Annotated in this window: 16 protein-coding genes; 11 read left to right on the top strand and 5 right to left on the bottom strand. The window is 61.6% G+C overall.

The features are described from left to right. The first annotated feature begins 143 nt into the window (after nucleotides 1–143). The 9 genes from KF730_RS11980 (at nucleotide 144) to KF730_RS11940 (ending at nucleotide 10,914) form a co-directional block, all read left to right on the top strand. Nucleotides 144–1,283 carry an N-acetyl sugar amidotransferase gene (locus tag KF730_RS11980; protein ID WP_294095479.1) on the top strand — a complete coding sequence of 380 codons (1,140 nt, stop codon included), beginning with the start codon at nucleotides 144–146 and terminating at the stop codon, nucleotides 1,281–1,283. Further along, nucleotides 1,280–1,894 (top strand): imidazole glycerol phosphate synthase subunit HisH, encoded by a 615-nt coding sequence (gene hisH, locus KF730_RS11975; protein WP_294095475.1) that lies wholly within the window; start codon nucleotides 1,280–1,282, stop codon nucleotides 1,892–1,894. Before KF730_RS11980 ends, hisH begins: the two co-directional genes overlap by 4 nt. After that, the gene (locus tag KF730_RS11970) at nucleotides 1,894–2,676 is read left to right on the top strand and encodes an AglZ/HisF2 family acetamidino modification protein (protein ID WP_294095470.1); all 783 of its coding nucleotides are present in this window, start codon (nucleotides 1,894–1,896) and stop codon (nucleotides 2,674–2,676) included. Before hisH ends, KF730_RS11970 begins: the two co-directional genes overlap by 1 nt. Next, on the top strand, nucleotides 2,673–4,793 hold the full coding sequence (locus KF730_RS11965) for a bi-domain-containing oxidoreductase (RefSeq protein ID WP_294095468.1): 2,121 nt from the start codon (nucleotides 2,673–2,675) through the stop codon (nucleotides 4,791–4,793). Before KF730_RS11970 ends, KF730_RS11965 begins: the two co-directional genes overlap by 4 nt. Next, nucleotides 4,790–5,503 carry a class I SAM-dependent methyltransferase gene (locus KF730_RS11960; protein ID WP_294095465.1) on the top strand — a complete coding sequence of 238 codons (714 nt, stop codon included), beginning with the start codon at nucleotides 4,790–4,792 and terminating at the stop codon, nucleotides 5,501–5,503. The genes KF730_RS11965 and KF730_RS11960 overlap by 4 nt, the downstream gene beginning before the upstream one ends. Continuing rightward, nucleotides 5,500–7,131 carry an alginate lyase family protein gene (locus KF730_RS11955; RefSeq protein WP_294095463.1) on the top strand — a complete coding sequence of 544 codons (1,632 nt, stop codon included), beginning with the start codon at nucleotides 5,500–5,502 and terminating at the stop codon, nucleotides 7,129–7,131. The genes KF730_RS11960 and KF730_RS11955 overlap by 4 nt, the downstream gene beginning before the upstream one ends. 5 nt (nucleotides 7,132–7,136) lie before the next feature. Continuing rightward, complete coding sequence (locus KF730_RS11950) at nucleotides 7,137–8,366, top strand: glycosyltransferase family 4 protein (protein WP_294095459.1); 1,230 nt, start codon at nucleotides 7,137–7,139, stop codon at nucleotides 8,364–8,366. A 171-nt stretch (nucleotides 8,367–8,537) separates the two neighbouring features. Beyond that, nucleotides 8,538–9,410 (top strand): acyltransferase, encoded by an 873-nt coding sequence (locus KF730_RS11945; protein WP_294095456.1) that lies wholly within the window; start codon nucleotides 8,538–8,540, stop codon nucleotides 9,408–9,410. Nucleotides 9,411–9,627: 217 nt separating this feature from the next. Beyond that, on the top strand, nucleotides 9,628–10,914 hold the full coding sequence (locus tag KF730_RS11940) for a sugar transferase (protein ID WP_294095453.1): 1,287 nt from the start codon (nucleotides 9,628–9,630) through the stop codon (nucleotides 10,912–10,914). On the opposite strand, the gene KF730_RS11935 is transcribed toward KF730_RS11940, so the two are convergent. Both KF730_RS11935 and KF730_RS11930 read right to left on the bottom strand, forming a co-directional pair. Continuing rightward, entirely contained in the window at nucleotides 10,906–11,670 is a 765-nt protein-coding gene (locus tag KF730_RS11935) for a metallophosphoesterase family protein (protein ID WP_294095450.1), read from the bottom strand. The genes KF730_RS11940 and KF730_RS11935 overlap by 9 nt on opposite strands. 190 nt (nucleotides 11,671–11,860) lie before the next feature. Beyond that, complete coding sequence (locus KF730_RS11930; protein ID WP_294095447.1) at nucleotides 11,861–12,082, bottom strand: hypothetical protein; 222 nt, start codon at nucleotides 12,080–12,082, stop codon at nucleotides 11,861–11,863. 893 nt (nucleotides 12,083–12,975) lie between these two features. Here KF730_RS11930 and KF730_RS11925 point away from each other — a divergent pair. Together KF730_RS11925 and KF730_RS11920 are read left to right on the top strand one after the other, a co-directional pair. Further along, the gene (locus KF730_RS11925) at nucleotides 12,976–13,920 is read left to right on the top strand and encodes a M48 family metallopeptidase (protein WP_294095444.1); all 945 of its coding nucleotides are present in this window, start codon (nucleotides 12,976–12,978) and stop codon (nucleotides 13,918–13,920) included. Between the two features lie 103 nt (nucleotides 13,921–14,023). Beyond that, a complete protein-coding gene (locus tag KF730_RS11920; protein ID WP_294095440.1) occupies nucleotides 14,024–16,498 on the top strand; it encodes a right-handed parallel beta-helix repeat-containing protein in 2,475 nt (824 codons plus the stop codon). 39 nt (nucleotides 16,499–16,537) lie between these two features. Here KF730_RS11920 and KF730_RS11915 read toward each other — a convergent pair whose 3' ends face one another. The 3 genes from KF730_RS11915 to wecB form a co-directional block, all read right to left on the bottom strand. Then, nucleotides 16,538–18,133 (bottom strand): hypothetical protein, encoded by a 1,596-nt coding sequence (locus KF730_RS11915; protein ID WP_294095436.1) that lies wholly within the window; start codon nucleotides 18,131–18,133, stop codon nucleotides 16,538–16,540. 67 nt (nucleotides 18,134–18,200) lie between these two features. After that, nucleotides 18,201–19,547: a nucleotide sugar dehydrogenase gene (locus KF730_RS11910; protein WP_294095433.1), complete on the bottom strand. Its 1,347-nt coding sequence runs from the start codon at nucleotides 19,545–19,547 to the stop codon at nucleotides 18,201–18,203. A gap of 81 nt (nucleotides 19,548–19,628) precedes the next feature. After that, on the bottom strand, nucleotides 19,629–20,753 hold the full coding sequence (gene wecB, locus KF730_RS11905) for a UDP-N-acetylglucosamine 2-epimerase (non-hydrolyzing) (protein WP_294095431.1): 1,125 nt from the start codon (nucleotides 20,751–20,753) through the stop codon (nucleotides 19,629–19,631). Between the last annotated feature and the right edge of the window lie 208 nt (nucleotides 20,754–20,961).

The following is a 20,961-nucleotide window of genomic DNA, read 5'->3' as shown; positions in this document are numbered from 1 at the left end:
GGATCGCTTCGGCCGCCAAACGGCTGAACTTCCGAGGGGGAACGGCGAATTTCGTTGAACTGGTCGCGGTGGGGAGGTTTCGGATCGCCCTGTCGCCGCCTTTCCCACGGCCTCCGGCCTTTGACCCTTATCAAGAGCAGCAAATGATGACCCGGCCCTATCAGATCTGCAGCAATTGCGTGATGGACACGACCGACAGCGCCATTGCCTTCGACGAGCGCGGCGTGTGCGACCATTGCAACACCTTCTATCGCGATATCCAGCCGAGCTGGGATACCGGCGAGAAGGGCAAGGCCGAGATCGAGCGGATGGTCGATGCGATCCGCATCGCGGGCAAGGGCAAGGATTTCGACTGCATCATCGGCATGAGCGGGGGCATCGACAGCTCGTACCTGGTCTATGCCGCCAAGGAGCTGATGGGATTGCGGCCGCTCGTCTTCCATGTCGATGCCGGCTGGAACTCACAGATTGCAGTCAACAATATCGAGCGTCTCGTCGATGGTCTGCAGCTCGACCTATTTACCGAAGTGATCGACTGGGAGGAGATGAAGGACCTGCAGCGCGCGTTCTTCCGCTCGGGCGTTTCGCATATCGATACGCCGCAGGATCACGCCTTTTTCGCGACGATGTACAAGTTCGCAACAAAGCATAAGGTCCGCCACATCCTGACCGGCGCCAATCTGTCGACCGAATGCATCCGCAATCCGGTCGAATGGATGTATTATCAGTCGGACTCGCGCCAGATCCGCGATATCCATCGCCGCTTCGGCACCCGGCCGATCAAGAATTTCCCGCTGACTTCGATCCTGTGGCACAAGCTCTGGTTGCCGTATGTGCGCGGTATCAAGGTTGAGCGTCCGCTCAATGCGATGCCGTACATCAAGACCGATGCGAAACAGCTGCTGATGGATCGATTCGACTGGCAGCCCTATCCGCAGAAGCATTTTGAATCGCGGTTCACGCGCTTTTACGAGAGCTATTGGCTTTACGAGCGCTTCGCCTTCGATGTCCGAAAAGTACAGTTCGCCAGCCTGATTGTGACCGGCCAGATGACCCGCGACGAAGCGCTCGCCGAGCTCGAGAAGCTGCCTTACGATCCGGAGACGATCGGCCAGGAAGTCGAATTTGTCGCCAACAAGCTCGATATCAGCGTCGATAAGCTCAACGGCTATATGACGATGCCGAAAAAGACCTATCGCGACTATAAGAACCAACGCGAATTTTACGATGTCGCCGCGCGCATCCGCAATGCACTGGGGATCGAGCCGGGAAGCAAGCGGTGATCGGAATCGTCGATTATGGGCTCGGCAATATCCGGGCCTTTGAGAATATCTACCGTCGGCTGGGCATCGCTGCGGCGCCGGTCAAGACCGCCGCTGAACTGGCAGCGACGGAGCGGCTGATCCTGCCGGGTGTGGGCGCGTTCGACTGGGCGATGGACTGCCTTACTCGCGCCGGGATGCTCGATACCCTGCATCGCCGGGTGCTGGAGGATCGGGTGCCGATCCTTGGCGTCTGTGTTGGCATGCAGATCATGGCTGATGGCAGCGATGAAGGCAGCGCTAAGGGTCTGGGCTGGATTCCGGGCCGGGTTGAGCGGTTCGACGGCAAATGGTTCAATCAGCGCACGCATCTGCCGCACATGGGCTGGAACGATATCGCACCTGTCGCCGGCGAGCCGCTGTTCGCAGGCATCGAAGAACCGCAATATTATTTCCTGCACTCCTATTTCTTCCGCCCGGCGGCAGAGGAGCATGCCATCGCCCGTTCGCAATATGGCATCGACTTCGCCTCGGCGGTTCGCCGTGACAATATCTGGGCAACGCAGTTTCATCCCGAGAAGAGCCACGACTGGGGCGTTGCGCTGCTCAAGAATTTCGCGGGGATCGCCTGATGCTCCGGCCGCGCCTGATCCCCTGCCTGCTGGTACATAACCAGGGGCTGGTTAAGACCGTAAAATTCGCCGATCCCAAATATGTCGGCGATCCGATCAACGCTGTTCGCATTTTCAACGAGAAAGTGGTGGATGAGCTGATAGTCGTAGATATCGACGCGACCCGGCTGGATCGCGAGCCCGATTACCGGATGATCGCCAATCTCGCTAACGAATCGCGGATGCCGCTCTCCTATGGCGGCGGCGTTCGCACTGTCGAACAGGTGCAGCAGATCATCGGCCTGGGCGTCGAGAAGGTCGCCTGCTCGGCTGCGGCGGTCGCCGATCCGGGGCTGATTACGCAAGCGGCGGAGCGGGTTGGCTCGCAGAGCATCATCGTCGTCATCGACGTGCGCAAGACCGGCATGCTGCGGCGTCCGGAAGTCGTCACGCATAACGGTACCAAGCGTACTGGTCTGGATCCGGCCAAGTTCATTCGTGAAATCGAAGCACGCGGAGCGGGCGAGATCGTCCTCAACTTCGTCGATCGCGACGGCACCATGGATGGCTATGATCTCGATCTGATCGAGGCGCTTCGCACGCAAACTAGCCTGCCGGTGACGATCCTCGGCGGCGCGGGTTCGCTCGACCACATCGCTGCGCTGTGGCGTGCGCAGGGGCTGATCGGTGCTGCCGCGGGCAGCCTGTTCGTTTTCAAAGGGAAGTATCGCGCCGTGCTTATCAACTATCCCAACAAGGCCGAGAAGGCCGCAGTGCTGAAGAGCGGGGAGCGGCCGGCATGAAGCAGCTTCTGCAATCCCTGAAGGACGGCAGCACCGACGTTGCCGAGGTTCCTGCGCCGCGCGCCCAGGCCGGCCAGTTGCTGATCCGTACCAGCGTCAGCCTAGTTTCCGCCGGTACCGAGCGGATGCTGGTCGATTTCGGCAAGGCCAATCTGATCAAGAAGGCGCGCTCGCAGCCTGACAAGGTCAAGATGGTACTCGAGCGGATGAAGACCGATGGCGTGCTCAACACGCTCGACGCCGTGCGCTCGAAGCTCGATCAGCCGCTGGCGCTTGGCTATTGCAATGTCGGCACCGTGCTGGAAGCGCGTGCCGACGGGTTCGAAGCGGGTGACCGGGTGGTGTCGAACGGCAAGCATGCCGAGATCATCACCGTGCCCAGGAATCTGTGCGCCAAGATCCCGGCCAATGTGTCCGATGACGCCGCCAGCTTCACCGTGCTCGGCGCGATCGGGCTTCAGGGTATCCGGCTGGCCCAGCCGACGCTGGGCGAATGCGTTGTCGTCACCGGCCTTGGCCTGATCGGGTTAATGACGGTGCAGATGCTGCGCGCACAGGGCTGTCGCGTGCTCGGGATCGATTTCGATCCGGCTAGGCTCGCCATGGCCCGCAGCTTTGGCGCCGAGGTGGTCAATCCGGGCGCCGGAGAGGATGTGTTGGCGCGCGCGCTGGCATTTTCGCGCGGGCAGGGTGTCGATGCCGTGATCATCACCGCGTCAACCGCCAGCAATGAGCCGGTATCGCAGGCGGCGCGGATGTGTCGCAAGCGTGGCCGCATCGTTCTGGTCGGCGTCGTCGGCCTCGAGCTGAGCCGCGCCGAGTTCTTCGAAAAAGAACTTACCTTCCAGGTTTCCTGCTCCTACGGTCCGGGCCGGTACGATGCCGCTTATGAAGAGGGTGGGCAGGATTATCCGATCGGGTTCGTGCGCTGGACGGAACAGCGCAATTTTGAAGCGGTGCTCGATCTGCTGTCATCGGGCGCGCTGGATGTCGCACCGCTGATCTCGCATCGCTATACGATCGAAGCGGGCGGCGAGGCCATGGATCTGCTGTCCTCTGGCCAGCCGTCGCTGGGCATCCTGCTTGATTATCCCTCGGGCGAAGGCACACCCGAACGGCGCGTCCGGCTGAACGGCGCAGCTGTGACCGAGCCGGGCCGTCCGGCGCGCGGCGTGCTCGGCTTCCTTGGCGCCGGCAATTACGCCAGCCGCGTGCTGATCCCGACCTTCAAGGCGGCAGGCGCGGAAATGGGCGCAGTGGTCAGCTCGGGTGGCGTCAGCGCCGTGCACTTCGGCAAGAAGTTCGGCTTTGCCCAGGCCGCTACCGAGGAATCGGCGGTGCTGGACGATGCCGGGATCGACACCATCGTCATCGCCACCCGTCACGATGCCCACGCCCGCCAGGTGCTGTCGGCATTGCGGGCCGGCAAGCATGTGTTCTGCGAAAAGCCGCTGTGCCTGACGATCGACGAGATTGACGAGATCGAAAGCGAAGCCCGGGCGCGTCCGGGCCAGGCGCTAATGGTCGGCTTCAACCGCCGCTTCGCCCCACAAGTGGTCAAGATGAAGTCGCTGCTGGCGCCGATCGCATCGCCGAAAAGCTTCATCATCACGGTCAATGCCGGAGAGATCCCGGCCGATCACTGGACCCAGGATCCTGCTGTCGGCGGTGGCCGCATCATTGGCGAGGCGTGCCACTTCATCGATGTGATGCGCCATCTGGCCGGGCATCCGATTACCGGGTTCACCGCCCAGGCGCTGGGCGAGCATCCGACGATGCCGGTCCATGAGGACAAGACGGTGATCACCCTGACATTTGCCGATGGCTCGGTCGGCGCGATCCATTATCTCGCCAATGGTCATAAGGGCTTTCCCAAGGAGCGCGTCGAGGTGTTTGCGGCCGGGCGCGTTCTGCAACTCGATAATTTCCGCCAGCTGAGCGGCTGGGGCTGGCCCGGGTTCAGCAAGATGAAGATGTGGCAGCAGGACAAGGGGCAACAGGCCATCGCCAAAGCCTTTTTCGATACTGTCCGCGAAGGGCAGCCGTGCCCGATCCCGCTGGACGAAATCATCGAAATTTCCCGTCGCAGCATTGAAATTGCGGAGTCGATCCGATGAAGAAGCTCGTCGCCTGGCTCGATCGCACGCTCTACCCTGCCTTTGCCGGCAATTGGGACGACGCGCTGTTCCGCGAGCGTATCCTTGCGCGGCTGACCCGGGAGGCCAGCGTGCTTGATCTCGGCGCCGGCGCCGGTATCGTCGGAGCGATGAATTTCAAGGGTCTGGCGAAGCGGGTATGCGGCATCGATCTCGATCCCCGCGTCGTCGATAATCCTTATCTCGACGAAGGGCTCGTGTCGGACGGCGATTCGATCCCCTATCCCGACGACAGTTTCGACCTGGTATTTGCCGACAATGTCTTCGAGCATCTCGAATATCCCGAGGCGGTGCTCGGTGAGATCAACCGGGTGCTGCGCAAGGGCGGCTATATGCTGTTCAAGACGCCGAACCGGCAGCATTATATGCCGATGATTGCACGACTTACGCCGCATCGTTTCCATCAGTTCGTCAATCGCATCCGCGGCCGTTCCGAAGTCGATACCTTCCCAACCTTTTACCGCGCCAACAAAGCGAGCGACGTGCATGCGCTGGCGCGTAAGACGGGCTTCGAAGTCGCAGCCATCTCGCTCATCGAGGGGCGCCCGGAATATCTGCGGATGACCCCGCCCACCTACCTGGCTGGTGCCGCATATGAACGGCTGGTCAATCGCTTTGGTGCACTGGCGCGGTTCCGCATCCTATTGATCGCGGAGCTTCGAAAGGCGTGAGTCTGCTGGCGCGAGCCGGCCGCTTGTGGCGCACCGTGGCGCCGCTGCGGCTGGTGCAGATTTACGGCCGGTTGTGGTTCCGGCTTAATCGGGTGCGGCCCGATCTGTCGCCAGCGCCAGCGTTGCGGCAGCAATCGGGGCGGTGGGCGGCACCGGCTGCACGGGCGCCAAGCATGACCACGCCGGGGCGGTTTCGCTTTCTCAACGCCGAAGCATCGCTGGATGAGGCAGGGTGGGACGATCCCGCGCGTCCGAAACTATGGCGCTACAACCAGCATTATTTCGAGGATCTCCAGGCGGCCGACTGGCCGGCGCGGCGCGATTGGCATGCGGCGCTGATCGCTGACTGGATCGCCGGCAACCCGCCGGCGGCAGGTTCAGGCTGGGAACCCTATACCCTGTCGCTGCGCATCGTGAACTGGTGCAAATGGGCATTGGCCGGGGAAACGCTGGGGCCGGTCGCAATCGCTTCGCTGGCGGTACAGGCGCGCGCGCTTGCCTCGCGGCTCGAATGGCACCTGCTCGGCAATCATTTATTCGTCAACGCCAAGGCGCTGCTGTTCGCCGGCCATTTTTTCGATGGCGCGGAAGCGCAGGCTTGGCGCACTGCCGGGTTGCATATTCTGGAGCGCGAGCTCGGCGAACAGTTCCTCGGCGACGGCGCGCAGTTCGAGCTGTCGCCAATGTACCACGCGCTGGGCCTCGAAGACCTGCTCGATCTGGTCAATCTCGCAGGTGCATATTCCGGGCTGATCTCGGCAGAAATGATCGCGCGGTTGCGGTTGCACAGCCAGGCCGCGATCGATTGGCTTGCCGCGCTCAGCCATCCCGATGGCGAGATCGCCTTCTTCAACGACGCCGCATTCGGGATTGCGCCCGACAACGCTGGGCTGTTCCGCTATGCGGCAGAACTCGGCTTTGCCGCGCCCCGCACATTTGCGCCGCTCGAGCACTTCGGCGCATCGGGATATACCCGCATCGCCGCCGGTCCGGCGCTGCTCCTGGTCGATCGCGCGTCGATCGGACCCGCCTATCTTCCCGGCCACGCTCATGCCGACAGTCTGTCGTTCGAACTCTCGCTGTACGGCCAGCGATTGTTCGTAAATTCGGGTACCGGCGAATATGGCGACGGCCCGGAACGCCAGCGGCAGCGGGGCACGGCAGCGCACAACACGGTCGTCGTCGCCGGCGAAAATTCGTCGGAAATCTGGGGCGGATTTCGCGTCGGTCGCCGTGCGCGGGTGCGCAATCTCGAGCAAGGCGATGCCGATGGCACTTATACGGTCGCGGCCAGCCATGACGGCTACGTGCATCTTCCCGGCAAACCGCAGCATCACCGTCGCTTCCGCCTTTCGAACCGCGAGCTGGTGATCGAGGATCGCGTATCAGGCACGCTTCCGGCGCGTGCGCGGTTTCATCTCCATCCCAACGTTGCCATCGTTTCTTGTGACGACGCCGAGGCAGAGCTGCGTCTGGCCGGGGGCGAAGCGGTGCGATTGCAGGCCATGGGCGGTCTGTATGCCGAACCTTCGACCTGGCATCCCCGCTTCGGGGTCAGCCTGCCGAACCAGTGTCTGGTCCTCCCCCTCGCCGCCGGCGTTGCCAGCCTGCGCGTCACATGGTCCTGACCCGCATGCACATCCTGTTTCTGACCGATAATTTCCCTCCGGAGGTCAATGCTCCGGCCTCGCGCACCTTTGAGCATGCGCGCGAATGGGTACGAGCCGGGCATCAGGTGACCGTGATCACGTGCGCGCCCAATTTTCCCAAGGGCAAGGTCTACCCCGGCTATCGCAACCGATTGTGGCAGCGCGAGGAAATCGCCGGCATCCAAGTGATCCGGGTGTGGAGCTATATCACCGCCAATGACGGCTTCGCCCGCCGCATCGCCGATTATATCAGCTATATGATTACGGCGACGATCGCGGCGTTATTCGTCCGCCGTATCGATATCGTCGTCGCGACATCACCGCAATTTTTTACGGCCGTGGCCGGATGGATGGTGAGTACGCTCAAGCTCCGCCCATGGGTTTTCGAGTTACGCGATCTATGGCCCGAATCGATCCGCGCAGTCGGCGCGATGCGGGAATCGCGCGTGCTCGACTGGATCGAGAAGCTTGAACTGTTTCTATACCGTCGCGCCAGCGCGGTGGTGACGGTGACCGAGGCATTCCGGGCCAACCTGATCGGCCGCGGTATCGCGCCCGACAAGATCCATGTTGTGACCAACGGCGTCGATCTGTCGCGCTATAGCTCGTCTGCAAAGGACGCGGAGCTGGCCAGTCAGCTCGGCCTCGGCAGCGGCTTTGTCGCCGGCTATGTCGGGACGATGGGGATGGCGCATGCGCTGGACACGGTGCTCGACGCCGCGTTGCTGCTGAAGCGCGATTCCGCAGCCGGGAACCTCCGCTTTCTGATTGTTGGCGACGGCGCTGAAAAGGCCGCACTAAAGGCGCGGGCGGCGGCGGAAAATATCGACAATCTCGTCTTCGTCGACAGTGTGCCCAAGGAGCAGGTCGCCCGCTATTGGTCACTGCTGGACACATCGATCATCCATCTCAAGCGATCCGAACTGTTCGAGACGGTGATTCCGTCCAAATTGTTCGAATGCATGGCGATGGCGCTGCCGGTCTGTTTCGGCGTGCGCGGCGAAGCTGCGGCAATCGTCGAGACGCACGGCGTCGGGCTATTGATCGAGCCGCAAAACGCGCAGGAAATGGCAACTGCGATCCTGAGGCTACGCGACGATCATGATCTCTATCGTCAGCTTGCCGACAATGGCCCAGTGGCTGCGGCGCATTTCGATCGCGGCAATCTGGCGGCAAAAATGCTGGCGATTCTTGAGCAAAGGGCAGGGGGGTGATCGAGAGCCGATCGACGCGCAACAATTTCGATCTCATCCGCCTGCTGGCGGCATCGCAGGTAGCGATCACCCACTCTGCCGAGCATCTGAATCTGCATTCCTGGGTGTTCGACGCACTCAGATTTTTTCCTGGCGCGCCGATCTTCTTCTTTATCAGCGGCTATCTGATCTATGCATCCTACGCCAACATCAAGGGACCGGCGCGGCTGCAAACCTTTTTTCACCAATCGCCTGCTCCGCCTCTATCCGGCCTTGTATTTCTGTTTCGCGGCAACAGTCCTGTCGGTCTATCTCAGCGGCTATTTCAACACGGCATTCTCGCCCCGACAATTCGCCATATGGGGCGTCACTTCGCTGACCTTTTTCCAGTTTTACAACCCGGATTTCCTGCGCGGCTATGATGTCGGCGCGATCAACGGCAGTTTGTGGACGATTGCGGTGGAGCTGCAATTCTACATGCTGGCGCCGATCCTTTATTTCGCGCTCAACCGGTATCGCAAATTGGTCGGGATCGCTTTTGTCCTGTTCGTTGCCGCGAACATGGTCAACACGATCTATAACGACAAGGAAAGCCCCGCCTGGAAGTTGTACGCGGTATCTTTCATCCCCTGGTTCTACATGTTCATCGGCGGCGCTTATCTGTCGGCCGACGCGGCGCTGTACGAACGCATTCTAAAGGGGCATCCGCTGCTGTATCTTGTGGCATATCTGGTCACCTATGCGCCGTCGGCGTGGCTTGAGCTGGGAACGAATAACGACGTCAACGTGGTCTGCTATGCGCTGCTGGTCGCCTTTATTTTCCGCGTTGCGTTCTACAAGCGGGAACTGTCGAACAATATTCTGCACGGCAACGACGTTTCTTACGGCGTCTATATCTACCACATGCCGATCGTGAACCTGCTGCTCTATCTGGGCCTGCAGGATGCTTATGCCTATCTCTGGCTGGCGCTTACCGCGACGGCGGCGATTGCGATATTTTCGTGGTTCTGCATTGAGAAGCCGTCGCTCAAGCTCAAGAAGATCTCGCTGCGCCGCCACGTTTGACCGCAACGCGACCGGCACCTGTCCAACATCGGTATGCGGCGCTGCGGTAGCGGCTTGTCGAGCGCCGCGCCTCTCTGTAGATACCGGCCAACATACCGGAATCGAAGCTAAGATTTGCGCAAGAGCGAACGCCTCTGCGGAAGTTGGGAGGAATCCGCTATGGGTGTTGGATCTTGGACCTGCCAACAGGCGTTCGCTTGGGATCCTGGGGGGATGCGTGCCACCGATTGCTAAAGCTCGACGTTCGGGCAGCTATACCGGGACCAATCTGTGGAATCGCGCGCGGACCCAGCTCGGCGGCGTGATCCTGTTCGCAGTGCTGCTACCAACGGTGGTGCTAGGGTTCTTCTATGACGATTTTCTGCAAGCTGCGGCCAGCCAGCAGACCTTGCTCGGCGTGACGCTTGCCGCCAGCCTAAGCGTGCTGTTGGTTCGCAACATTTCGCTGCACCCCGGCATCAAGAGCGCCTTTTTTGCTTTCCCCTCGGTGCTGATCTGTTTCGCGCTGACCTTCTCGCTCTTTCTGCTGTTTCGCATCGAATATGGCCGCGCACTGTTCCTCACCAGCGGGGTGGTGACGCTGGTCTGGCTGTACATCGTCGAGATCATGGTCGAGCGCGGGCCGGCGCTTTCTGTCGGCATCGTGCCGTTCGGCGAGGTCAGCATGCTGGCGGGTGTGTCCAAGCTCGAACTGCACTGGCTTTCCGAGCCGAAGGCGGAAACCGATTACGACATGCTGATCGCCGACTTTCGCGCCGATCTGCCCGATGACTGGGAAACCTTTCTTGCCGATTGCGCGCTGGCGGGCATACCGGTGCTGCACGTCAAGCAGTTGCATGAATCGCTCACCGGCCGCGTCGAGATCGAGCATCTATCGGAAAACAGCTTCGGTTCGCTCGTGCCGTATATCGGCTATCTCCGCCTGCGCCGCGGCTTCGACTTTATCGCAGCGGCCCTTGCCGCGGTTTTGCTGATGCCGGTGTTCGTCATGGTCTCGGTGGCAATCAAGCTAGATTCGCGCGGACCGGTGCTGTTTCGGCAGGCCCGGATCGGCTACCGCGGCGCGCCGTTTCAGGTTGCCAAGTTCCGGACGATGATCGCCGATCGTAACGAGGAGGATGCGCGTGCCGGGGCGATGACGCTGGACAATGATGTCCGCATCACCAAACTTGGCCGCATCTTGCGCCGCACGCGTATCGATGAGCTGCCGCAGATTCTCAATATTCTGCGCGGCGAGATGAGCTGGATCGGTCCGCGCCCCGAGGCCGAAGTATTGTCGCGCTGGTACGAGTCCGAGCTGCCGTTTTACCGTTATCGTCACATTGTCCCGCCCGGGATCACCGGCTGGGCACAGGTGACGCAGGGGCATGTCGCCGAGCTCGATCAGGTGATGAGCAAGCTCCATTATGATTTCTATTACATCAAGAATTTCTCGCCCTGGCTCGATGCGCTGATTGTCGCCAAGACCGTGCAGACGATGGTTACCGGATTTGGGTCACGCTAACGCCTGGATCGTCGCTTGTAGGGCCCAATAGTCTCCGCCTTCAAAGCCCATCGCCGTTAGCTTGCCCGATGCGAATGCGCCGGTATCCAGACCGATGCGGTGCGAGCGGATTTCGACCTCTTCGCTGATTGTATGGCCATGAACGACGATTTTCTCGAACGGGCCGCGGTGGTTGAGAAATTCGTTACGGATCCACCGCAGATCCTTGGGCTTTTGGCGGGCCAGTGGTGCATCGGGATGCAGGCCGGCATGGACGAACGCATAGTCGCCAAACACGATCAGATCCTCGAAGCTTTCGAGAAAGGCGATATGCGCGGTCGGCACCCGTTCCTGGAACATCGCCAAAAGCTCGGGATATTCGGCGCCGAGATAGGCTTCTTCGCTGACGCCATAGCTCAGGATCGTTTCGCGGCCACCGATCCGGGTGAAGAATGCCAGCGCCTTTAGATCGCCGTGAACCGCCTTTAGAAATACCTCTTCATGATTGCCGAGCAGGAAGCGGGCACGATCGGTCTTGCGGCTGATCTGCAGCGCAAGCTCGACGACATCGGCAGAAGCCGGGCCGCGATCGACCAGATCGCCGAGAAAGATGATATGGGTTTCGGCCTGACCACGAGCCATGTCGTCGGCTTCGATCTGATCGATTAGCAACTCAAGCAGGTCAAGGCGTCCGTGGATGTCGCCGATCGCATAGATACGCTGCCCAGGCGGCACGGTGCCGGCTGCGGCACTTGCCGTTGTTTCGCTGCGCTTCAAGAAAATCCTACGTAGCATCAATCAACCCGGCACTATGCGCCCGCCACGATTGGTCGGCCCAACTTCCGCTGGAACCGCCATTCCGCAATCGCCTGGCATCATGCGCTCGCTGCCAGACGCCTGCGCAGTCCACAAAGAAAAGTGGCGGCCGTTTCCGACCGCCACTTGAACTCATAACCCTTAGTAAGGACTACGGGCTGTCGGGGGTGTCGTCGCTGTTCGCGAGAACAACCGCGCCGCCAATCAGGGCGACAGTCGCGAGAACGCCGATCAGAACCGCTGGGGCGGCTTCGTTCGACTTCTTAGCCTTGGTCGCCACGCGCGAAAGCGAAAGCGACGAAGCCGGGCTCGCGAGAACCGGGGTTGCCGCCAGCGAGGCGACAGCAGCGGCCGTGAGAAGCTTAGCCAACATTATTATTACTCCCTCTTCGAGTACGATAACCTCGTTGGATGGGCCTATGACATAGGAACCAGCCGACTGCAACACCTCATAAATTCACGAGTTCGACAAGATTTCCTGCCGTTGCCGGAACGCAACACTTGCCCGATGTATCCCCGATTTAGAGTCCTCGGTGAGGAGAAACCCCTCCGACTTCAGCCGGATGTTGGCTTCAGCCTTGGGCTTGGTAGCTATGGGCTATTCGACCGGTTGTCACACGACATTCCACCATCGCTACCATATTGGTCTGGGCACCGAAATATCGTTTCAGAGGCTACTTCTCAACCACATCCGGCAACATCACCGATGACATCATCATGCGATATCTCGACCGACATACCCAACAAACAAGGCTTCAGCCACGACCAATGATCCTACCGGCTTCAGCCGGTCAGTCGTTCAGCGCCTTCCAGAATCAGCGCCAAGGGGGTGCCCAACTTCCGATGCTGCGCTACAAGCGATTGTTTCGATTAGGTTTGTCTCGATTTTAGCAGAGCTGAACGGAACGGTCGTGCAATGAGCGTGACATTTCTGTCTAGTTTTCGGATTTCTTGTGCGGCGCAATGCAAATCCAACGAAGTCGGAGCGACTGTGGCATTGTCGTCCGGCCTGCGCGCGGCGTAATAGGAGCAATGCTTACCTATCTCAGCGCTCGAAAATTGTTTTGGTTTGTGGGGATAGGGATGTGGATGCTCGGCGCGGCGGGGGCTGCCGAGGGTGTCAAGGCCGCCGATTTTGGAGGACTCGAAGCGGGGAAGCGCGTTGCTGTACCCCGCAAGGTGGGTGTCATGGCCGTCGGAAGCGAAAATGGTGTGCGACGAGGTACCATCGCTCCACCCCGCAAGGTGGATGTAGCGGCAGCCGATTTGGGGGAATTCGAAGCCATTCGCCAGGCCGATATGAAGGTGGCGACGATCGGCTGGCGACTCGTCACCGCCAACGCCGCGCTGTGTGACCGGCTGGAGCCGGGCACCGGCCTGCAACTCCATACGCTGGAGCAGTTCGATACCGCCTCGCGCGGTGCCGCCAGGGCGCATTTCGGCTTTGCCACCCCGGTCGCCGTCGAAGGCGTAGTGGCGGGAAGCCCGGCGGACCACGCCGGCATCAAGGCCGACGATTCGCTGGTCAGGGTCGGCTCGGTTGAAATCGCGGCGCTGGCCGGCAAGCCGATGACCACCGACCGTCTGGTTGCCGCGCAGCTTGCGATCGCCGCCCTGCCGGCGGATGAGCCGATGGTGATCGAGGTGATTCGCGCCGGCGCAGCGCAGCGCTTCACGCTCCAGCCGATACCGGTCTGCCGGTCGCGCTTCGAGCTTCGCATCGCCCCGGACTGGAGCGCGTCTGCCGATGGCACGATGGTCCAGATCGGCTCGCGTTTCGTCGAGGAATATGCCGACGACCAGCTCGCTGCGGTCATCGCGCATGAATTGTCGCACAACATCCTTCGCCACCGCGTTCGGCTGGAAGAGCGCGGGGCGAACTTCGGGATTCTTTCCGGCTTCGGCGCCAACGTCAAATATTTCCGCCAGACCGAGCTTCAAGCCGACCTTTTGTCCGTGTATCTCCTGACCAACGCCGACTACCCGCAACGCGCGGCGATCGATTTCTGGCGAAAGTTCGGGCCGAGCAAAGCGGGCGGGATATTTCGTATCCGTTCGCACCCGGCATGGCGCGATCGGATCGCCACGCTGGAGGCCGAGCTGGCCAAGATCGCGATGCTATCGGTGCGCCCGGTGATCCCGGCATTGGTCGACGAGCGCGACCGGCCGCTCGACGGCAACTGGAACGCGATAATCATCCGGCATCGCTGAGCCGGCGCGGCGGCAATATCGACACCGGCTATCGCTGCACTTGCGCCGAGCGCCGACTTCGTATCACTTATGTTTTCCTAATCGCCGCAACGCAGGAGCTTCTATGGCCGATCTGAACGATATTCTCGTAGAGGGTCAGCCGATCCCGGTTATCCCGCTTCGCGACTGGCTGCAGGAACGCGCCGACGAAATCGATGATAACAGCCTGGCGATCGCGACAGGAACGATCGCGGCGCTGATCGACACCCGCGTCTATGCGACACAGGCCGCGCTGTTCGCGGATCTGGTGCCGGCGGACGGGCTGCATGCGCTGGTGACCGAAGACCCGGATCCGTTGAAGAACGGATTGTACCGCAAGCATGGCGCCACCGCGACGGGGAATTGGGGCACGGGGCCGCTCGACATTTTCGCCAGCGCCGCTGCGGCGCTGGTCCAGCCGCTGGCGCAATCGGCGGAAGATTGGGCAGCCGCTGCCGCTGCGAGTGCCCTGGCAGCCGCTGCCAGCGCAGTCGAGGCCGATATCAGCGCATCTGCGGCAGATGGCAGCGCCACCGCGGCGGCGGCAAGCGCGACCGCAGCTGCGGCGAGCGAGACAGCCGCCGAGGTGAGTGCAGCGGCAGCCGATACCAGTGCGATTACCGCAGCGGATAGCGAGGCGGCGGCCAACATTCGGGCGGTGGCCGCCGATGCCAGCGCGAGTGCAGCGGAGGCGAGCGAGACGGCTGCCGACGCCAGCGCCAATGCTGCCGCGAGCGCCGCTGCGGCGGTCGATCTGGCATTGTCGGTGTTGCCGACGGCGGCGGGAGCTTTCGCCACGCTTGACGAGGCGATTACCGCCGCGGGGGTGGGCGGCGTGCTGGTTCTGCAGCCCGGCGTCACCTACACGCTGGATCACAGCATCAGGACGCTGGAGGGGCAGCAGATCGTCGGCTATGGGGCGACGTTGAAACGCTGCGACCAGATCGTCACGACAACAACCACCGCGATCGTATTAGGCACCACCAATCAGGTGACGCTCACCGACGCCAGTGCGTTCATGGTCGGCATGCAGGTCGCGTTCGCGCAGCAGGGGGTGGCGCGAAGCGCGCTGGTGTTTCTGGATACGCTGTCGGACATCCACACCATCACCGACAAGGACGGTGATACGATCACGCTCGATCGCGCGGTCGGTTGCAACATCGATATCGGCGGAACCTGTTTCCTGACCTTCATGCAGCTCACGCTGTCTGACGGCGCTTCGGTCGAGGGTCTTACGTTCGACGGCAATCGCGACAATTTCGCCTTTGCGCGCTGGGAGGTGCTGGGCGAGGTGGCGTCGATCAGCACCGGTGCCAATCAATCGGTTTCGGCTTGTACGTTCCTGAATGCGCCGGGGGAGGGGATCATCGCCCAGGGCAACAACATGTCGATCCTCAACAACCGGTTCGACACGCTGGGCGGCAACGGCATTCACCTGTCCAGCGTGGTGGAAGCAGTGATCAGCGGCAACAAGGCGACCAACGGCAATATCGATATCGCGGTTGGCCATAGCGATGGTTTCATATCGTTCAGCAACGGCAATTCACGCATCGTCGTCACCGGCAATCTGGCCGATACCTTCATCGCCGGGGTAGGCGCGATCAACGACAGCGACAGCGATGTTACGGTCACCGATAACGATTTCCGCAATATGTATTGTTTCGGTATCGAAGGCGGCGGCAGCGCCTATAATCTGATCATCGCGCGAAACCGGATCGACGGCGTGGCCGGCGACATCACCAAGAGACCGGATGCACCCTATTATGGCGGCATCGTCTTCATCGCGCTGTCCGCGGCCAATTACTCGGTCGGCGGCAATGCCGTAACCAATGTCGCAAGCGGCCAGGTCGCCTTTGCGATCTCGATGCAGCCCGGATCGAAAAATCTGAAAGTGTTCGACAACAGCTTTGGCGGAAATGCCGTACTCTCGGCCTTTTACGATTCGGAATTTGTGCGCAACACGGTGGAGGGCAAGCTCAGCGTGTGGCGTTCGGTGCGCACCAAGGTCAACGAAAACATCATTCGCGCGACCGCACCGGCATTCGGCATCGATATGTACGGCTCCGTCAATCAGGAAGACATCGAGATCGAGAACAACAAGGTCACCGGCGGTAGCTACGGCATCAACTTCTCCACCGACGCGCTCTCCTATCGAAGCATCTCGTGCCGCGGCAACAAGCTGTACAACCAGACCAAGCGTGGCATCAATTTCGCGGCGTCGGCGGCGACCATCAACGGCTTCACAATCGACAGCAATGCGATCATCGTGGGCCCCGACGCCGATACCGACTTTCTCGGCATCGTCGTCGCCAACAATCTGCTGTCGGTCAACCGCAACACGATTTCCAATGCGCTGGCGGCATCGGCACGGGTGGGCATCTATCTGAGCGGCGCATCGACGCCGGCGCTGGTGGCGGCGGGCAATGAAGTGCGCGGGGCATGGGGGCACACTATCCTGCTGACCGCCAATGCCGGTGCGATTGGTCTCAACAATGTGCTGCAGACCAAGGACGTCAGCGTGCCGACGGGCAATAATTTTTCCGGTACGGTGATCATCTGAGCGAGCGGGAGGCAGCCGGGACGCGCGTTTCCGGCTGCCCTACCATTTGCGCACGGCCGGAAGCGTGCGGATCGCCAGCGGCCCTTTTCCCGGATTGGCGATCGCACGATCGCTGAACATGCCGTTGGCGGAGGTGAAATTCTCCAGCGTCACGGTCACGTTGGGGCTGTCATTGCGCAGGAAATGCTGAAAGGCGCCGGCGGTGCGGCCCGATAGCTGGACATCGCGGATCACGATCTCGCTGCGCGCCGCCGCCGGCGGGACGTAGATGAAGAAATCGCGATAGGCGAGCGATGCGTTGCCGAGATTTTCGATCCGGCCGCGCTGGAGGACGAGGCTTTTGGTCGGTACGCTCTGAATGCCATATTCGGGCATGCCGTTGGTGGCGATATAGGTCTGCCGCGAAATCCGCTTGAAGCTGAAGCCATCGACGACGACCACCTGGTTCGCACTCGAAACGGCGATCGGCGCATAGGTGTTATCGGTGGTCAAGTTGGTGATCATCACCGTTTCGGCCATCACATTGACGCCTTCGTTGCAATCGATCGCGGTGATGTTGGCAAGTCGAAGGGTGGTTGGCTGGCTGTAGACATTGCCAAGGACCGCGGCGCGCATGTTGCGCGCAGTGACATTCGCCACCGTCATCGCCCCGTAATCGCGCGCGACGAGATTGATCGCGCCCCATTTGCGGAACTGCATGCCGCTATTGTCGACATCGACGCCGTCGAGATCGATATCCCATACGCCGCTGACCTTGCTGCAGCCGCGGATGCGCTTGCCGGAAAGATTGCGGACGCGGGCGCCGGCGCGGCCGCGATCGGCGTTGTTGTAATCGGTGATCGCCGACAGATCGAGCAGGGTCATCGTATCGGCGCCGGTCACCTCATCGATATCGATCGAGAGCCTGCGCGCCGCGGGCCAGCGGCGATGATCGGAAATCGCCGAGACGGCAACGGCATGGCCGAGGCATTGTTCGGCCCGGACCTGCTTCACGACACAATTTTCCGGCTCGTCGAAGATCACCACCGATTTGCCCAACCGCTTGCCGCTGATCCGCAGCGCCTGGCAATTGCGCACCTTGCGAAGGGTGGGGTCGCGATGCTGGCTGAAGAACTCGACGCCATTGCAATATTGGCCGTTTTGCAGATTGGCGGCGGTATCGCGCACATCCTCGATATCCGCGGCCGTATATTGGGCGTTGGCGACGAAGGTCAGGTCGGCGACGGTGATATTTTCCAGCGGCGCCGACGAACCCGGCTCCTGCCGGAAGCTCAGCAGGGCATTTGCGCCCGGACCGCGGCCTGGCCGGCGGACCAGCGTGCCGTTGCGTATGGTCAGCCCGCTATTCGCCTGGGTGCCGATCAGCTGGGTCACCGCATAGGTACCGTCGAGGACGATCACCGCGCGGCTCCTTTGCTCGGCGGGCAGCGTCTTGTGATGCTCGATCGCGCGCTGGATGGCGGCGGTATTGTCTACCGCCGGATCCTTGACCGCACCGAAATCCCTGACCGCGATAATATGCTCGGCCACCGCCTGGCTGCGCCCGGCCGAGCGTTGGAGAATGACCAGCCCGCCTGCGGCGATCCCGCCGAGGATCAGCCGCCGTCCATAGGTTGGAGAGGTTTGCTGAGGCACGCGCCAGCATTGCCCGAGCGGCACCTGCGAGGCAACCGCGAAGCGGTGGCCGTCGCCAGATTACCGATCAGGCGCGCACGATGTGCGGCGCGGTGACGCCCGCCTTGCCACAGGCGTTGCGGGTGTCGACGATCAGCCGGGCGGACCGGGCCAAGGCGGGATAGTCGATGGCATCGTGATCGGTGGCGATCAGCACCGCATCATATTCTGCGATTTCAGCAGGATCGAACGCGATACTCTTGCGGAAATTGAGAGTCGGGTGCTCGCGGGTATTGTCGATCGCGGCAACGTGCGGGTCGTGGAAATCGGCGGTGGCGCCGCGCGCTTCGATCATCTCCATCAGGCGCAGCGACGGGCTCTCGCGAATGTCCTCGACGTTCTTCTTGTAGGCGACGCCCATCACCAGCACCCGCGCGCCGCGCAGGCCGCGGCCGAAGCCCGCGTCGAGCGTGTCGGCCAGCACCCGCACGACATGTTGCGGCATGTCCGCGTTGATCTGGCCGGCCAGTTCGATGAACCTGGTGTGCTGGCCGAACTCGCGCGCCTTCCAGGTGAGGTAGAAGGGGTCAATCGGGATGCAGTGCCCGCCCAGGCCTGGCCCCGGATAGAAGGGCATGAACCCGAACGGCTTGGATTTGGCCGCGTCGATCACTTCCCACACGTCGATATCCATCGCCGTGAAGATCAGCTTCAATTCGTTGACCAAAGCGATGTTGACCGCGCGGAAGACATTCTCGGTGATCTTCACCGCCTCGGCTGTCGCGGCGGACGAGACCGCGATCGTCTGCGGCACGATATGCTTGTAGAGCGCCAGCGCCAGCGTTGCGGAAATTGGATCGTCGGCGCCGACGACCTTGGGGATCTTGGTGGTCGAGAAGGTCGGATTTCCTGGATCCTCGCGTTCCGGCGAGTAGGCGAGATAGAAGTCACGGCCTGCGACCAGCCCGTTGGCTTCCAGGATCGGCTGCATCACTTCGCGGGTGGTGCCGGGGTAAGTAGTCGATTCGAGGATGACGATCTGGCCCTTGCGCAGCGTCTCCGCGATCGCCTGCGTGGTGGTCTCGACATATTTTAGATCGGGCTCGAGATGGCGCGATAGCGGTGTGGGAACGCAGATCACGATCACATCGGGTTCGGACAGGCGCGAGAGATCGGCGGTGGCCGCGAGCTTGCCCGATTCCACCAGTGCCGCGATGCGCGATCCGTCCACGTGCTTGATATAGCTGCGGCCTTGTTCGAGCGCCTCGATCTTCGCCGCATCGACGTCAAAGGCGAGCACCGGGCACTTCGCCTCGCCGAAAGAGATCGCGAGCGGCAGCCCGACATATCCCATGCCGATAACGCCGATCAGCGCGTCGCCACTCTCGATCCGCGCCTGAAGCTTCAGCCCATGGACGGGCCATTCGATGCTCATAAAGTCCCCGCGTCAGCGTGTTGGTGCCAGTTGGCGCGCATCTTCGCCCCACAGGGGTTTCAGTTTCGATAATGCGGGGTGTCAGAGTCCGAAGCCGCTCGCGACGATCTTTGCAATCCGGGCTGAGGCATGACCATCGCCGAAAGGATTATGCGCGCGTGCCATCGCAGAATAAGCGGCGGGGTCGTCCAGCAACTTGGACATCTCCGCGACGATCCGCATTTCGTCGGTGCCCACCAGTTTCGCGGTGCCGGCTTCCACTCCTTCGGGGCGTTCGGTGGTCTCGCGCATCACGAGCACGGGCTTGCCGAGGGCAGGGGCCTCCTCCTGTACTCCACCCGAATCGCTGAGCACGATCTCGCACATGCCCAGCGCGCGGATGAAATGCGAGTAATCGAGCGGGTCGATGCGGGCGATGTTTGGCCGGTCGCCCAACACCGCCTTCATCGCGGCGACGACATTGGGATTGGGGTGCATCGGGAACAGAATCGCGACGTCGTCGCGATCGGCGATGCGGCCCAATGCGCGGGCGATGTTTTCCATGCCGTCCCCGAAATTCTCGCGGCGATGGGTAGTGACGAGGACGAGACGCTTGCCGGCGAAGCGCGCGGCTAGCTCATCGAGGCCGGCCGCCATCGAGGGATCGTCGGCGATCCGCGCCTGGGTGGCGAGCAACGCGTCGATCACGGTGTTGCCGGTGATGTGGATCGTCGCAGGATCGATGTTCTCGCGCTTGAGTGCCGCGGCGGCGGTTTCGGTCGGCGCGAAATGCTGGTCGGCAATCGGCGCGACCATCCGGCGGTTCACTTCCTCGGGCCAGGGCTGGTAGATGTCGCCCGAACGCAGCCCCGCCTCGACATGGCTGACCGGCACCTTGCGGTAATAGGCCGCGAGCGCGCCGACCATCGCGGTGGCGGTGTCGCCCTGGACGATCACCCGATCGGGCTTTTCGGAATCCATCACCCCGCCAAGACCGGTGAGCAACCGTGCGGTGAGCTGGTCGAGCGTCTGGCCCGGCTCCATCAGGTCGAGGTCGATGTCTGGCTTGAGGCCGGCGATATTGAGCACTTGGTCGAGCAGTCCGCGGTGCTGTGCGGTGACGCAGGTACGGACTTCAAGTCCGGGCACCTCGGCCAAGGCGCGTGCGACCGGGAACAATTTGATCGCCTCGGGGCGAGTGCCGAAGACCAGAAGGATGCGTTTCATGGCAACCTTCATAGCGCGATCCTCTCACCGAGTGGTTAGCGGCCGCGAATTGACCGATTGACACAACCGCCGCCGAGGCATCTTGTGGCGGTGCCGACACGACCGGAATGGTGATTTCGAAGCTCGTCATTGCTGTTAAGCCGCACTAACGACTGAAAAATATAATTGCGGGATTTCGCATATCTGAGAGGGGCAAGATGGGCGGGCA

Origin of the sequence: Sphingomonas sp. (assembly GCF_019635515.1) — a bacterium.
Taxonomy (GTDB): domain Bacteria; phylum Pseudomonadota; class Alphaproteobacteria; order Sphingomonadales; family Sphingomonadaceae; genus Sphingomonas.
This window is presented reverse-complemented; position numbering and strand designations above follow the sequence as displayed.

Bases quoted from the DNA above. Each gene is read 5' to 3' on its own strand.
- KF730_RS11930 (WP_294095447.1), bottom strand. From the start codon at position 12,082: ATGTTGGCTAAGCTTCTCACGGCCGCTGCTGTCGCCTCGCTGGCGGCA.
- KF730_RS11945 (WP_294095456.1), top strand. From the start codon at position 8,538: ATGCATCCTACGCCAACATCAAGGGACCGGCGCGGCTGCAAACCTTTT.
- KF730_RS11910 (WP_294095433.1), bottom strand. From the start codon at position 19,547: ATGAGCATCGAATGGCCCGTCCATGGGCTGAAGCTTCAGGCGCGGATC.
- KF730_RS11965 (WP_294095468.1), top strand. From the start codon at position 2,673: ATGAAGCAGCTTCTGCAATCCCTGAAGGACGGCAGCACCGACGTTGCC.
- wecB (WP_294095431.1), bottom strand. From the start codon at position 20,753: ATGAAACGCATCCTTCTGGTCTTCGGCACTCGCCCCGAGGCGATCAAA.
- KF730_RS11980 (WP_294095479.1), top strand. From the start codon at position 144: ATGATGACCCGGCCCTATCAGATCTGCAGCAATTGCGTGATGGACACG.
- KF730_RS11960 (WP_294095465.1), top strand. From the start codon at position 4,790: ATGAAGAAGCTCGTCGCCTGGCTCGATCGCACGCTCTACCCTGCCTTT.
- KF730_RS11920 (WP_294095440.1), top strand. From the start codon at position 14,024: ATGGCCGATCTGAACGATATTCTCGTAGAGGGTCAGCCGATCCCGGTT.
- KF730_RS11970 (WP_294095470.1), top strand. From the start codon at position 1,894: ATGCTCCGGCCGCGCCTGATCCCCTGCCTGCTGGTACATAACCAGGGG.
- KF730_RS11950 (WP_294095459.1), top strand. From the start codon at position 7,137: ATGCACATCCTGTTTCTGACCGATAATTTCCCTCCGGAGGTCAATGCT.